This is a genomic window from Thauera sp. AutoDN2, from assembly GCF_051280715.1.
Lineage (GTDB): Bacteria > Pseudomonadota > Gammaproteobacteria > Burkholderiales > Rhodocyclaceae > Thauera.
On the sequence record NZ_JBNCAR010000008.1, the window covers coordinates 36,518 to 49,246 of the forward strand.

General features: G+C 66.0%; 14 protein-coding genes. 6 read left to right on the plus strand and 8 right to left on the minus strand.

Annotated features, from left to right (window positions below; translation table 11 throughout):
- Positions 1 to 39 precede the first annotated feature (39 nt).
- The 5 genes from flgF to flgB are packed head-to-tail and all read right to left on the minus strand — an operon-like array spanning position 40 to position 3,623.
- A complete protein-coding gene (flgF, locus tag ACPT9U_RS06800; RefSeq protein ID WP_418362960.1) occupies positions 40 to 774 on the minus strand; it encodes a flagellar basal-body rod protein FlgF in 735 nt (244 codons plus the stop codon).
- A gap of 43 nt (positions 775 to 817) precedes the next feature.
- A complete protein-coding gene (flgE, locus tag ACPT9U_RS06805; RefSeq protein ID WP_418362961.1) occupies positions 818 to 2,080 on the minus strand; it encodes a flagellar hook protein FlgE in 1,263 nt (420 codons plus the stop codon).
- 15 nt (positions 2,081 to 2,095) lie between these two features.
- Positions 2,096 to 2,764, minus strand: a complete 669-nt coding sequence (locus ACPT9U_RS06810) for a flagellar hook assembly protein FlgD (RefSeq protein WP_418362962.1) — start codon at positions 2,762 to 2,764, stop codon at positions 2,096 to 2,098.
- A gap of 38 nt (positions 2,765 to 2,802) precedes the next feature.
- Complete coding sequence (flgC, locus tag ACPT9U_RS06815; protein WP_418362963.1) at positions 2,803 to 3,207, minus strand: flagellar basal body rod protein FlgC; 405 nt, start codon at positions 3,205 to 3,207, stop codon at positions 2,803 to 2,805.
- Positions 3,208 to 3,218: 11 nt separating this feature from the next.
- Positions 3,219 to 3,623 (minus strand): flagellar basal body rod protein FlgB, encoded by a 405-nt coding sequence (gene flgB / locus ACPT9U_RS06820; RefSeq protein WP_418362964.1) that lies wholly within the window; start codon positions 3,621 to 3,623, stop codon positions 3,219 to 3,221.
- Between the two features lie 217 nt (positions 3,624 to 3,840).
- Between flgB and flgA the strand changes: the two genes are divergently transcribed.
- The 6 genes from flgA to parC all read left to right on the plus strand — a co-directional run bounded on the left by flgA (position 3,841) and on the right by parC (position 10,212).
- The gene (flgA, locus tag ACPT9U_RS06825; protein WP_435750317.1) at positions 3,841 to 4,563 is read left to right on the plus strand and encodes a flagellar basal body P-ring formation chaperone FlgA; all 723 of its coding nucleotides are present in this window, start codon (positions 3,841 to 3,843) and stop codon (positions 4,561 to 4,563) included.
- A 102-nt stretch (positions 4,564 to 4,665) separates the two neighbouring features.
- Positions 4,666 to 4,962: a flagellar biosynthesis anti-sigma factor FlgM gene (gene flgM / locus ACPT9U_RS06830; RefSeq protein ID WP_435750318.1), complete on the plus strand. Its 297-nt coding sequence runs from the start codon at positions 4,666 to 4,668 to the stop codon at positions 4,960 to 4,962.
- A gap of 62 nt (positions 4,963 to 5,024) precedes the next feature.
- Entirely contained in the window at positions 5,025 to 5,510 is a 486-nt protein-coding gene (locus ACPT9U_RS06835) for a flagella synthesis protein FlgN (protein ID WP_435750319.1), read from the plus strand.
- An 83-nt stretch (positions 5,511 to 5,593) separates the two neighbouring features.
- Positions 5,594 to 7,582 (plus strand): DNA topoisomerase IV subunit B, encoded by a 1,989-nt coding sequence (locus ACPT9U_RS06840; protein ID WP_435750320.1) that lies wholly within the window; start codon positions 5,594 to 5,596, stop codon positions 7,580 to 7,582.
- Positions 7,583 to 7,600: 18 nt separating this feature from the next.
- A complete protein-coding gene (locus ACPT9U_RS06845) occupies positions 7,601 to 7,780 on the plus strand; it encodes a hypothetical protein (RefSeq protein ID WP_435750321.1) in 180 nt (59 codons plus the stop codon).
- Positions 7,777 to 10,212, plus strand: a complete 2,436-nt coding sequence (gene parC, locus ACPT9U_RS06850) for a DNA topoisomerase IV subunit A (RefSeq protein WP_435750322.1) — start codon at positions 7,777 to 7,779, stop codon at positions 10,210 to 10,212. Before ACPT9U_RS06845 ends, parC begins: the two co-directional genes overlap by 4 nt.
- Before the next feature lie 81 nt (positions 10,213 to 10,293).
- Here the strand turns inward: parC and motD are convergent, their stop codons facing one another.
- The 3 genes from motD to ACPT9U_RS06865 are packed head-to-tail and all read right to left on the minus strand — an operon-like array spanning position 10,294 to position 12,694.
- The gene (gene motD / locus ACPT9U_RS06855; protein WP_435750323.1) at positions 10,294 to 11,133 is read right to left on the minus strand and encodes a flagellar motor protein MotD; all 840 of its coding nucleotides are present in this window, start codon (positions 11,131 to 11,133) and stop codon (positions 10,294 to 10,296) included.
- A 16-nt stretch (positions 11,134 to 11,149) separates the two neighbouring features.
- Positions 11,150 to 11,890: a flagellar motor protein gene (locus tag ACPT9U_RS06860; RefSeq protein ID WP_435750324.1), complete on the minus strand. Its 741-nt coding sequence runs from the start codon at positions 11,888 to 11,890 to the stop codon at positions 11,150 to 11,152.
- A gap of 33 nt (positions 11,891 to 11,923) precedes the next feature.
- Positions 11,924 to 12,694, minus strand: coding sequence for an RNA polymerase sigma factor FliA (locus ACPT9U_RS06865; protein WP_418362974.1), 771 nt, complete (start codon positions 12,692 to 12,694; stop codon positions 11,924 to 11,926).
- Positions 12,695 to 12,729 lie beyond the last annotated feature (35 nt).

Sequence of the window (12,729 nt, forward strand, 5' to 3'; positions counted from 1 at the left end):
CAAAAACCGTGCTAATCGGCAGGCCAAGCGCGGAAGGGCTCAGCGCCAGGCGAGCACCTGGCTGGCTGCGCGGTCGTTGGCCTCGGCGGTCTGCAGCATGCGGACCTGCATCTCGAACTGGCGGGCGAGCGAGATCATCTGCACCATCTGGTCGGCCACGTTGACGTTGCTGCCCTCGACGTAGCCGCCCGCGACCTGGACGTTGGGGTCGACCGGCGCTGGCGCTCCGTTGGCAAGGCGGAACAGGCCGTCGTCGCCACGCACGAGTTCCGCCTCGGGCGGGTTGACCAGCTTGAGTTGGCCGACGAGGTTGACGACGCCATCGTCCGGATTGATCGAGGAGATCGAGCCGTCCCGGCCGATGACGATCTCGGTGTCGGGAGGCAGCGTCACCGGCCCGCCATCCCCGATCACGGGTAGCCCCTCACGCGTCTGCAGCACCCCCGCGGGGCTGAGCGTGAGGCTGCCGTTGCGGGTGTAGGCCTCGCTGCCGTCGGGCTGCTGCACCGTCAGCCAGCCCTTGCCTTCCAAAGCCACGTCGTAGGGACGCCCGGTGTACTGGATCGTGCCGGGCGTGAAGTCGTTGGCGACGCTGGCATCGACCGCGAACGAGCGCGTGCGGAAAGCTTCGGTCTGGACCTCCACCGCACGCAGTTTGTGCAATTGCGAGCGGAAACCGGTGGATGCGGCATTGGCGATGTTGTTCGACACCGCGGCCTGCTGGTCCATCGTGCCCTTGGCACCGGTCATCGCGGTGTAGATCAGGCGGTCCATGTTCGACTCCCTTGCTTGTGTCGGCCGACGGCCGGCTCAGGCATCAGCGCAGGTTGACCAGCGTCTGCAGGATCTGGTCCTGCGTGCGGATCGATTGCGCGTTGGCCTGGTAGTTACGTTGCTGAATGATCATCTGCACCAGCTCCTGGGTCAGATCGACGTTGGACTCCTCGACCTGGCCGGCGGAGATGACGCCGTTGAGCCCGTTGCCCGGCTCGCCGCGGGCGAAGCCGCCCGACTCCGGCGTCTCGACCCAGTAGTTGTTGCCGATGGGCGACAAGCCGTTGTTGTTGCGCACGGTCGTCAGGTTGACGATCGCGATGTCCTTGGTGATGCCGTTGGTGTAGCGCGCCTGGATGACGCCGTTGCGGCTGATCGCCAGGCCGGCGATCTCGCCGGGGGAAGAGCCGTTCTGGGTCAGTTCGCGCGGCGTGGACTTGCCGCCGAACTGGGTGATCAGCGACATATCCACGTCGATCACGCTCGGGTCAGCGTCCGGACCAAGGTTGGAATTCAGGACGAAATTGCTGGGCGGAACGAGCTTGCCGAGCCCATCGAAGCTCAGCGTCGCATTTGCTGCGATCGGCGGCGGCGGCACCGTGTTATCGACAACGGTGTAGACATCCCACGTGCTGTTTACGACATCCGTACGCCGGGCGAAGTAAAGGGACAGCGAGTGCTCCTTCCCGAGGGAGTCGAAGATCTTCAGCGCGGTCGAGTACGTGTAGGTGGCGGGAACATCCGGATCGAAAGGCGTCGTTGTGGCGTCAATGGTCGCTGCGTCCGCGCTGAGGTTGAGGCTCAGGCCAACATCGGTGGTCGCCGTGGCACCCACCCCGGTCGAAGGAATCATCATCGTACGGAACGAATCGGCTGTGACCGTGGCCGGCGCCTGAACGTCGCCCGACACGGCATCAACCAACTGGTACCCCATCAACCGGTCGCCCAATGCGGTAACGATGTAGCCATTCTTGTCGATGTTGAACTGGCCGTTACGGGTCAGCGCGTAGCCACCGTTCTGCAGCTCCACCTCGAAGAAACCATTGCCATTGGCCGCCATGTCGAGCGGGTTGTTGGTGGTGGTGATGTTGCCCTGGTTGAAGGTCTGGCGCACGGCCTGCACCCCGCTGCCGATACCGATCTGGACCTTGGAGACTGCACCGGTGAGCGAGGATGCGTAGGCGTCGGCGAACACCGTGCCGGAGTTCTTGAAGCCCACGGTGCTGGCGTTGGCGACGTTGTTGGAGATGACGTCGAGCGCCTTCGAGGAAGAATTCAGGCCGCTGAGGCCCTGCTGAAATGCCATGATCGGTGCTCCGGATCAGAGAATCTGCTTGACGTCTGCAACCTTGAACACGCCAAGGTCGCCAACCTGAAGGTCGGTGCCGTTGGCACCACGCACGATGCTGGTCACGGGGCCGAACTGCAGCGTACGCCCGGCTACAGCCTCGTCGCCCAGCGTGGCGGACAGCGAAAGCGTGTAGATGCCGTCCGCAGCGCGCGAACCATCGTCCGCGCTACCGTCCCAGACGAAGTTGTGGCTGCCCGCATCGACCGCGTCGAAATCCATCTGCTTCACCGCCAGTCCGGCGCTGTCGCGTACCGTCAGCGTGACGCGGTCGGCCGGGCCGTCGACCTCGAAACCGCCGACTGCACCCGATTCGGTCAGCGCCAGGCTGCGCCCTTCCACCAGCACCCCACGCCCGAGCAGCGCGGCTGCATTGAGCCCTTCGGCGGAAGCCTGCGAGTCGAAGAAAGACTGCACCATCTTGTTGAGTCGCTCGATGCCATCCACCGTGCTCATCTGCGCAAGTTGCGAAGTCATCTCCGCGTTTTCCATTGGATTCATCGGGTCCTGATTCCGAAGCTGCGTCGTCAGCAGCTTGAGGAAGCGGCCCTGCTGGTCCTCTTCGGGCTTCTGGACAGGTTCGCTGCGGGCCAGGCTGGCCAGCACGCTGTTCGCGGTCTGATTGTTCGAGACGGTGGTCATGAAGATCTCCTGCTAGGGGCATCGTTTGCCGGACGGGCTTACTGTCCGATCTGCAATGTCCTCTGAAGCAAGGTCCGTGCCGTGCTCATGATCTCGGCGTTGTTCTGGTACGAACGCGACGCGGAGATCATGTTCACCATTTCCTCGGCAACGTTGACGTTGGGCATCTCGACGTAGCCGTCGGCATTGGCCGCCGGGTTGTTCGGCTCATACACGAGCCGCATCGGCGCCGCGCTCTCGACGATCTGCGTGACCTGGACGCCGATCGCGCCCGGTCCGGCAACCGGACGGGCGGCAAAGACCACCTGCTTGGCACGGTAGGGTTCGCCGGTTTCGGTGGTGACGCTGTCCGCGTTGGCGAGGTTGGACGCCGTGGTATTGAGGCGCATCGACTGCGCATTGAGCGCAGAACCCGCAATCTGAAAAACGTTGAGCATGCTCATGACAGAACTCCTTACTGGCCGGTGAGCGCGGTGTTCATCGAGCGCAGCATGCCGCTGATGAAGGTCACGCTGGCTTCGTAGCGCAGGGCGTTCTCGGCGAAGGCCGCGCGCTCGACATCCATGTTCACCGTGTTGCCGTCGACCGAGGATTGCAGCTCGGCACGGTACTTGACCGAACCCTCGACGGCGGAAAAGGCGCCGCCGGAAATGTGCCCAGCGTGCGTGGTCTCGAGCCCCACACCACTGCCGCTGCCGGCAAGCGCCCCCTGCAGCGCGCTCTTGAAGTCGACATCGCGCGCCTTGAAGTGCGGCGTATCCGCGTTGGCGATGTTCGAGGCGAGCAACTCCTGCCGGTACGCCTGCAGGTTCAGCGCGGTCTGGTGAAAGCGGAAACTGTTGTCGACAAGGGTTTTCATCGCAGGGCCTCGGGAATGAGCAGCGCCGTCACGTTGGGCGCGGCGGGCTGGATGACGGGAGAACGTGCAGCTTTCATGCCAGCGATGGTACGCGGCCGCCGCCACCCGCACTCGCCCGATAAGACGGCAGAAAACCGCCCTTCTTTGCCGCTTGCCCGCCGGCCGCGGCAAAAGCTGCCGCCTTGCCTGCGCTGGCGGACCGTGCTGCAATCACCCCATGAGCGACCCAAAGCAACCGTCCTTCCGCATACCGATCCTCGCCCACGCCAGCCTCACCGTGCTAGCCGCGGTGTTCCTTCCGGGGGTAGCGGGCGCACACCAGCCCCCGGAACCCGTAGAGCACGCAGTGCGGACATTCCTGCAGCGCGAGGTTCAGGGCATGCCCGGCGAGGTCCGTATCGCGGTGCGCGGCTTCGACCCGGCGAACCGGCTCCCGGCCTGCGCGGCGATCGCGCCCTTCCTGCCGTCGGGGGTTCGCCCCTGGGGCACGATCAACGTGGGCGTACGCTGCGACGCCCCCATGGCATGGACCGCGTATGTTCAGGCGCAGGTGCAGGTCTTCGGTGCCTACCTCGTGGCGGCCCGGTCACTGCGTTCGGCCGAGATGCTGGGCACACAGGATATCGAACTCCGCAGCGGCGAGCTCACCGCCCTCCCCGACAATGTGCTTACTTCCCCGGAGCAGGCAGTGGGCAACTTGACCCGCTTCGCAGTCGCAGAAGGCATGCCGCTGCGGGCCAGCTCGCTCCGACCGCCCAACGCGGTGAGCCGCGGCAGGCCCGTGCAGGTGTTCACGCAGGGCGAGGGGTTCACCGTTTCCGGCCAGGGCCAGGCCCTCAACGACGCGGCGCCGGGCGAGCGGGTACGCGTGCGACTGGCGAACGGACAGATCGTCCAGGGCATCGCCCGCGAGGACGGCACCGTCACCCTCCGCTTTTGAAGCGGGACAAGCCGGCAGCCTCCGCTGCGTGAAATAAATCACTCAAGTTTTATGAAAGGGGGCCGTATACCCTTTCGAGTCATAGCGTTCGCGGAGACAGACATGAAAATCGAAAGCTCGGGCAAGGCCTACGTCCCAACGCCTGCCCAGGACACACGCAGCCAGGCTGCGCGCGGCAAGGCCGAAACACAGGGTGGTTCAGAAAGCGTGCAGATCTCGCCGATGGCCTCGCTGATGCGCAAGGCAGAGACCGCGATCTCGAGCACCCCCGAGGTCAACCGCCAGCGGGTCGACGAGATCCGCCAGGCGATCTCCGAGGGGCGCTTCAAGGTCGACGCCAGCCGCATCGCCGACGGTCTCATCGACAGCGTCAGGGAAATGCTCGGTTCGCAGGGATGAGTCCGGGGCGCTAAGATTCGCGCACGCGAACCGCTCCCTGGCCACACCGCCGGCACGACTCCATGCAGACCTCCGCCCCGACCCCCGCCGACATCCAGCGCATCGCGCTGCTGATCGAAGCCGAATCGCTCCAGCTTGGCGAATTCCTCGCCCTGCTCGATCGCGAGGAGGCTGTGTTGATCAAGGGCGACACCGACGCCCTTGTCGCCATCGCCAACGAAAAGAACGAACGCTACCGGCAGCTGCAAAGGCTATCCGACGAACGCGGCCGGTTGCTGGGTCGTTCCGCCCACCCGACTGCCGACGCGGCGGTGCGTGCAATCTTTTCGGGGCTGCCGCGCGTACTCGCCCGCTGGGACGAAGTCATCGAGCGGGCCCGCAACGCGCGCGATCGCAACGCACTCAACGGCAAGCTGATCCTCGAGCGCATGGCCGGGAACCAGGCCGCACTGTCGATCCTGCTGTCGGCCGCCAATCACCCGCAACTGTATGACGCCGACGGTCTTTCGAAGCCGACCGGCGGCGGCCGCATACTGGGCAGTGCCTGAACGTTTGTTCAGTATCGCCAACTCAACTACGCCCGGCTCTCTGCTATCCTTGCGCCCTTCGTGACACCGAACGGGCGCGCAGCATGGCTGGCAAGCAAGACACCCCAAAGCAGTACGACGAATCCTCCTTCCGCGTCCTGAAAGGACTCGAGCCGGTGCGTGAGCGCCCCGGCATGTACACCCGCACCGACAGTCCGGCGCACATCATCCAGGAAGTGATCGACAACGCCGCCGACGAGGCGCTGGCCGGCTTTGCGAAGAAGATCCACGTCACCCTGCACCAGGACGGCTCGGTCACCGTGGCCGACGACGGTCGTGGCATTCCGGTCGGCCTGCATCCCGAGGAAGGCGTGCCGGTGGTGGTGCTGGCCTACACCCGCCTGCACGCCGGCGGCAAGTTCGACAAGCGCGAGGGCAATTCGGCCTACGCCTTCTCGGGCGGTCTGCACGGCGTCGGCGTATCGGTGACCAATGCGCTGTCGACCCGCATCGAAGTCGAGGTCAAGCGCGATGGCAAGATCCACCGCATCGACTTCGCCGATGGCGGTGAGACGATCAGCCCGGTGCGCATCGAGGGCGACTGCGGCCGCCAGACCGGTACCCGGGTGCGCGTGTGGCCCGACGGCAAATACTTCGAGTCGCCTCGCGTTCCGATGAACGAGCTCGAGCGCCTGCTGCGCTCGAAGGCGGTGCTGCTGTCCGGCGTTGCGGTGCGGCTCGACATCGAGCAGGCTAGCGGCCCGGCGCTGACCAAGACCTGGTCCTACCCCGAAGGCCTCGCCGGCTACCTGAAGGAACTTGCCGGTGACGTCGAGCCGGTGGCGCCGATCTTCACCGCCGAGAAGTACGCCGGCAAGGACGACCCGACGTTCGCCCCGGGGGAAGGCGCAGCCTGGGCGCTGGCGTGGTTCGAGTCGGCGGTGCCAAGCGAGTCCTACGTCAACCTGATCCCGACGGTGAACGGCGGCACGCACGAGTCCGGCCTGCGCGCCGGCGTGTTCGAGGCAATGAAGTCCTTCATCGACCATCACACCTTGCTGCCGCGCGGCGTCAAACTGCAGCAGGAGGACGTGTGCGGGCGCATGAGCTTCGTGCTGTCTGCGCGCCTCCTGGACCCGCAGTTCCAGGGCCAGGTGAAGGAGAAGCTCAACTCGCGCGAAGCGGTGAAGCTGGTGTCCTCGCAACTGCGCGACCCCTTCGAGATCTGGCTCAACAACCACGTCGAGGCCGGCAAGGCCATCGCCGAGTTGTCGATCAAACAGGCGCTGGCAAGGCAGAAGAGCGCACAAAAGGTCGAGAAGAAGAAGACCTCAGGCGTTGCCGTGCTGCCGGGCAAGCTGTCCGACTGCGAGTCCGAGGACATCGCCGACAACGAGCTCTTCCTGGTCGAGGGCGACTCCGCTGGCGGCTCGGCCAAGATGGCGCGCAACAAGGAAACCCAGGCCATCCTGCCGCTGCGCGGCAAGGTGCAGAACGCGTGGGAGATCGACCCCGACCGCCTGTTCGCCAACGCCGAGATCCACGACATCGCGGTGGCGCTCGGCGTGGATGCGCACAAGGCCGACAGCGAGGTCGACCTCTCCGGCCTGCGCTACGGCAAGGTCGTCATCATGTCCGACGCCGACGTGGACGGCGCCCACATCCAGACCCTGCTACTGACGCTCTTCTTCCGCCACTTCCCCAAGCTCATCGAGCGCGGCCATGTTTATGTGGCACAGCCTCCGCTGTACCGCGTTGATGTGCCCGCCCAGGGCAAGAAGCGCCCACCGCGCCGGCTCTACGCACTCGACGAGCGCGAGCTCGCCGCGATCCGCGACCGCCTGGAAAAGGAAGGCTTCAAGCCCGACGCGATCGAGATCGGCCGCTTCAAGGGCCTGGGCGAGATGAACCCCGACCAGCTGCGCGAAACCACCATGGACCCCGCCACCCGCCGCGTGCTGCCAGTGAAGGTGCGTAGCGGCGCGCTGCAGGACACGCTGAAGATGTTCACGCTGCTGATGGGCAAGGGCGAGGCCTCGGGGCGGCGCGCGTGGATGGAGGAAAAGGGTGACAGCGTCGAGGCGGATGTCTGAGCGCCTGAGGACCCGCAAATGAATACAAACTCCAATGACAAGCTCACACCGGTCGGCGCACTCGACGCCCTGACGCTGTTCGAGCCCGATTTTTCGATCACGCGCGATCAGCCTGCAGAGGCGGAAACGCGCACACCGATCGACACGGGGTCGAACCTGGAGCGCGCGCCGAACGAAAGCGAAGATCACCAAGCATGAGCAACGACACTCCCGACCTGTTCGGCGCCCCCGAAGCGTCTGAATCTGCTACGCCGCTGACGACCGCGGTCGCACCGGCGCTTCCCGCCACGAGCCAAACGCCCGCGACCACGATTGGTGCGGACCAGCCCCCGCCCCCCGCCCCGCCCGCCGAGCCCGACCCCGAACCCGAGGACGAAGGCACCCTGGCGCTCGACCGCTACGCCGAGCGCGCCTACCTCGCCTACGCCATGAGCGTGGTGAAGTCGCGCGCGCTGCCGCAGGTCGAGGACGGCCTGAAGCCCGTGCAGCGCCGCATCCTGTTCGCGATGAACGAGATGCGCCTGTCGTCCACCTCCAAGCACGTGAAGTCGGCGCGCGTGGTCGGCGACGTGATCGGCAAGTACCACCCGCACGGCGACTCCAGCGTCTATGACGCCATGGTGCGGGTGGCGCAGGACTTCTCGCTGCGCTATCCGCTGGTCGACGGCCAGGGCAACTTCGGCTCGCGCGACGGCGACTCGGCGGCGGCGATGCGCTACACCGAGTGCCGCCTGACCCCAATCGCCGAACTGCTGCTGTCCGAGATCGACCGCGGCACGGTGGACTTCATCCCCAACTACGACGGCGCCTTCGAGGAGCCGCAGCTGATGCCGGCGCGCCTGCCCTTCGTGCTGTTGAACGGCGCCTCGGGCATCGCCGTGGGCATGGCGACCGAGATTCCGCCGCACAACCTGCGCGAGGTGGCCGAAGCCACCTGCCACCTGATCCGCCACCCCGAGGCCACGCTCGAGGATGTGCTCGGCATCATCCCCGGGCCGGACTTCCCCGGCGGCGGCCAGCTCATCTCCACCCCCGAGACCATCCGCGACGCCTACGCGGCGGGCCGCGGCAGCCTGCGCCTGCGCGCACGCTGGAAGATCGAGGAACTCGCCCGTGGCCAGTGGCGCGCGATCGTCGAGGAGCTGCCGCACGGCGTCTCCACCGCGCAGGTGCTGTCCGAGATCGAGACCCTGACCAACCCGCAGCCGCGCACGGGCAAGAAAGAAGTCTCGCAGGAGCAGAAGAACCTCAAGCAGCTCGTGCTCGGCGTGCTCGACACGGTGCGCGACGAATCCAGCGACAAGGCCCCGGTGCGCATCGTGCTGGAGCCCAAGTCCAGCCGCCAGAACCGGGACGAGTTCATGGCGGTGCTGCTCGCCCACACCAGCCTGGAGACCTCGGCCTCGGTCAACATGACCATGATCGGGCGCGATGGTCGACCGCAGCAGAAGAACCTTGTGCAGATCCTGCGCGAATGGATCGACTTCCGCTACGTCACCGTCGAGCGCCGCACCCGTCACCGCCTGGACGAGGTGGATCGCCGCATCCACATCCTCGAAGGCCGCATGATCGCCTTCCTGCACATCGAGGAAGTGATCCGCGTGATCCGCGAGTCGGACGAGCCCAAGCCGGCGCTGATCGCTGCCTTCGGCCTCTCGGAGACGCAGGCCGAGGACATCCTCGAGATCCGCCTGCGTCAGTTGGCCCGCCTCGAAGGCTTCAAGATCGAGAAGGAACTCGCCGAACTCAAGGACGAACGCACCGGCCTGCAGCACATCCTGGATAACCGCGCGGCGATGACCAAGCTGATCCTCAAGGAGATCCAGGACGACGCGAAGAAGTATGGCGACGACCGCCGCACCCTGGTCGAAGCGGTGGCCGCGGTGGCACCTGCCGAGATCAGCGTGCCGGACGAGCCGGTCACCGTGATCGTGTCGAAGAACGGTTGGGTGCGTTCGCGCCAGGGTCATGGCATCGACCCCGAAGGCATCGCCTACAAGGCCGGCGACTTCGGCTTCGCGGTGATCGAGACGCGCACCACCTGGCCGCTGATCGTCATCGACAGCAATGGCCGCGCGTACACGGTAAAGGTCTCCGACCTCCCCGGCGGGCGTGGCGACGGTGCGCCGATCACCACCCTGGTCGAGTTCCAGGACGGCGGCAAGCTGGCGCAGGTCGTGACCGACACGCCGGAGTCGGTGTACTTCTTCGCCAACAGCGGCGGCTACGGCTTCCTGTGCAGCGTCGCGGATGCCACCAGCCGCCAGCGCGCAGGCAAGGCCTTCATGAGCCTGGAGAAGGGCGAGAAGGTGTTGCCGCCGGCCAAGGTCCTTGGCGACTGGATTGCGGCAGCGTCCGAGAACGGCCGACTGCTGGTCTTCCCCCGCCCGGAGATGAAGACGCAGAGCGGTGGTCGCGGTGTGATCGTGATGGCACTCGACGAAGGCGAGGCGCTGGCCGCCGTGGCGGTGCCGGCAGACGATGCGGTGCTGACGATCGAGGGCGTGGGACGCGGTGGCAAGACGGTGCGCATCGAACTCAAGCCCTCGCAGCGCGAACCGCTACGCCACCGTCGCGCGCGCAAGGGTGCGCCGCTGGCGCCGAAGGTGAAGCCCGAGCACATGCGCTGAGGACGTCCCATCACCCAGCTCAGGGATGTGGACGTCGGGAGAGGAGGTGTACAGTGGGATGGGCAACCGCCTTGGTCAGGGTCAGCCCTCCGGATTGCCTGGCAGGATCGACCGGATCGGGTCGTCCGGAGGGATCGTGGTCGGGCCCGGCTCCGGCAGAAGGTCTGCGGTGCGCGACTCGATCAGCACGGTGACGCGCCGGTTGCGGCTACGCCCTTCGTCGCTGGCATTGTCCGCAACCGGGCGCTGGTCGGCATAGCCGGCTGCGGTGAGGCGGTCGGGCGCCACGCCGTTGTCGATGAAGAGCCTCGCCACGGTGGAGGCGCGCACCGCCGAGAGTTCCCAGTTCGAGGGGAAGCGGAAAGTATTGATGGGCACGTTGTCGGTATGCCCTTCGACCGTGATCGGAAATCCAGCAGGCGCCAGGACCTGCGCCACGGCCTGCAGCGCCGAGGCCGCCTGCGCGCCAAGCACGGCTTCGCCCGCGCCAAAGAGCAGGCTGGCGTTGATCTCGACGCTCACGCCGAAGGCACCCTCGGTGACATTCACCTGCCCCGACTGGGTCAGGGGCGACAGCACGCGACGGATCTCTTCCGCCATGTCGCGCATCTGCCGGGCAACCTCGCGACGACGCTGCTCGACCACCTCCTCGGTCGCGGGCGGACCTGCCTGAGTGATCGGCCTTGTCGGCATCAGGCTGGTGGTGGGCAGAATCACCTGCTCGCCGCTTTCATTGACGGTGACATTGCGGAAAGCCTGCACCATGGAATCGGAGAGCACCCGGTACTTGCCTTCATTCACCGAGGACAGCGAGTACATCACGACGAAGAACGCGAACAGCAGGGTGATGAAGTCGGCATAGGAGACGAGCCAGCGCTCGTGGTTCTCATGCTCTTCTTCGTGTCTGCGCCTGCGCCTCATGTCCGTTGTGTCCGCGTCAGACCACGTAGCCCTGCATGCGGCTGGCGACGATGCGCGGGTTGTCGCCATTGGCGATCCCGATCAGCCCGTCGACGAACATCTCGCGCTGCGTGGTGAGCATCGCGATGTGGGCGGTCAGCTTCTTGGCGATGGGCAGGAACACCAGGTTCGCGAAACCGACGCCGTAGATCGTGGCGACGAAAGCCACCGCGATGCCTGCACCGAGGCGCGAGGGATCGGAGAGGTTCTCCATCACATGGATCAGACCCATCACGGCGCCCAGGATGCCGATGGTGGGCGCGTAGCCGCCGGCCGCCTCCCAGATGCGGGCACACTGCCGCATCTGCGCCTCGCGCACGCCGATCTCCACCTCCAGCAACTCACGCAGGCGCTGCGGGTCGATGCCATCGACGAGTAGTTGCAGACCCTTGCGCATGAAGGGATCGCTCAGTCCATCGACCTGGCGCTCCAGATTCAGCAAGCCCTCCTTGCGTGCGGCGTGACTCCAGCCCGACACCTGTTCGATCACGGCCTGCTGATCGACCGCGGGCGGAACGAACACCCAGCGCACCATGCGCATGCCATCGACGAAGGTACGCAGGGGACTCTGCAGCATCACTGCGCCAAGGGTGCCGCCGACCACGATCAGAAAGGCCGTGGGCTGGAACAGCGACGACAGATGCCCGCCTTCGAGCATCTGCCCGAGCACGATCGCGGCGAGACCGAGGGCGAGGCCGAAAAGGCTGGTCTTATCCATGATCGGGTCTGGCCGTCAGCACAGCATGCATGATCAGTTCGCCGCTTTCTGCTTCGGGGGACGCCCCCGCCGGCGTGCCGCTGGCCGCCCTGCCCCGCCTTCGAAGATGGATGCGCGCAGGCGTGCGACGGCCTGGCTGTGCAACTGACAGACGCGGGATTCGGTCACTCCGAGCACTTCGCCGATCTCGCGCAGGTTGAGCTCTTCGTCGTAATACAGGGCCATCACCATCTGCTCGCGCTCGGGCAGATGCTCGATCGCGCCGACCAGTCGCCGGCGCATGTCCGCGTCCTCGAGCAAACTGAGCGGGTTGGCGTCGTCCTGGGCCAGATGGCGATCGAGGTAGTCATCGCTCTCCTCCCGGTTGAAATCCTCGAAGTAGACGAGCTGGTGCCCACGCGCGTCCTGCAGCATGCGCTGGTAGTCGTCCAGCGACATTTCGAGCGCTTCGGCGAGTTCGGACTCGGTGGGCGAGCGGCCGCACTGCTGCTCCAGTTCATGGATCGCTGCCTCGATCCGGCGCATGTCTCGACGCAGGCTGCGCGGCAGCCAGTCATTGTCACGCAGGCCGTCCAGCATTGCGCCGCGGATGCGCTGCACCGCGTACGTCTCGAACTGGGCGCCCAGTCCGTGCTCGTAACGGCCCAGGGCATCGAGCAGCCCCATCATCCCGTTCTGGATCAGGTCATCCACGTCCACGCTCGCAGGCAGCTTCGCCATGAGCTGGAAGGCAATGCGCTTCACGAGGGGGGCATAGGCCTCGACCAGGCTCGCCTTGTCGAGATTACCGTTTGCGTCGTACATCCACTGGGCCTGTATGGTCTTGCGGCGCGGGCTCC

Bases quoted from the DNA above. Each gene is read 5' to 3' on its own strand.
- flgF (WP_418362960.1), bottom strand. From the start codon at position 774: ATGGACCGCCTGATCTACACCGCGATGACCGGTGCCAAGGGCACGATG.
- flgE (WP_418362961.1), bottom strand. From the start codon at position 2,080: ATGGCATTTCAGCAGGGCCTCAGCGGCCTGAATTCTTCCTCGAAGGCG.
- ACPT9U_RS06810 (WP_418362962.1), bottom strand. From the start codon at position 2,764: ATGACCACCGTCTCGAACAATCAGACCGCGAACAGCGTGCTGGCCAGC.
- flgC (WP_418362963.1), bottom strand. From the start codon at position 3,207: ATGAGCATGCTCAACGTTTTTCAGATTGCGGGTTCTGCGCTCAATGCG.
- flgB (WP_418362964.1), bottom strand. From the start codon at position 3,623: ATGAAAACCCTTGTCGACAACAGTTTCCGCTTTCACCAGACCGCGCTG.
- flgA (WP_435750317.1), top strand. From the start codon at position 3,841: ATGAGCGACCCAAAGCAACCGTCCTTCCGCATACCGATCCTCGCCCAC.
- flgM (WP_435750318.1), top strand. From the start codon at position 4,666: ATGAAAATCGAAAGCTCGGGCAAGGCCTACGTCCCAACGCCTGCCCAG.
- ACPT9U_RS06835 (WP_435750319.1), top strand. From the start codon at position 5,025: ATGCAGACCTCCGCCCCGACCCCCGCCGACATCCAGCGCATCGCGCTG.
- ACPT9U_RS06840 (WP_435750320.1), top strand. From the start codon at position 5,594: ATGGCTGGCAAGCAAGACACCCCAAAGCAGTACGACGAATCCTCCTTC.
- ACPT9U_RS06845 (WP_435750321.1), top strand. From the start codon at position 7,601: ATGAATACAAACTCCAATGACAAGCTCACACCGGTCGGCGCACTCGAC.
- parC (WP_435750322.1), top strand. From the start codon at position 7,777: ATGAGCAACGACACTCCCGACCTGTTCGGCGCCCCCGAAGCGTCTGAA.
- motD (WP_435750323.1), bottom strand. From the start codon at position 11,133: ATGAGGCGCAGGCGCAGACACGAAGAAGAGCATGAGAACCACGAGCGC.
- ACPT9U_RS06860 (WP_435750324.1), bottom strand. From the start codon at position 11,890: ATGGATAAGACCAGCCTTTTCGGCCTCGCCCTCGGTCTCGCCGCGATC.
- ACPT9U_RS06865 (WP_418362974.1), bottom strand. From the start codon at position 12,694: ATGTACGACGCAAACGGTAATCTCGACAAGGCGAGCCTGGTCGAGGCC.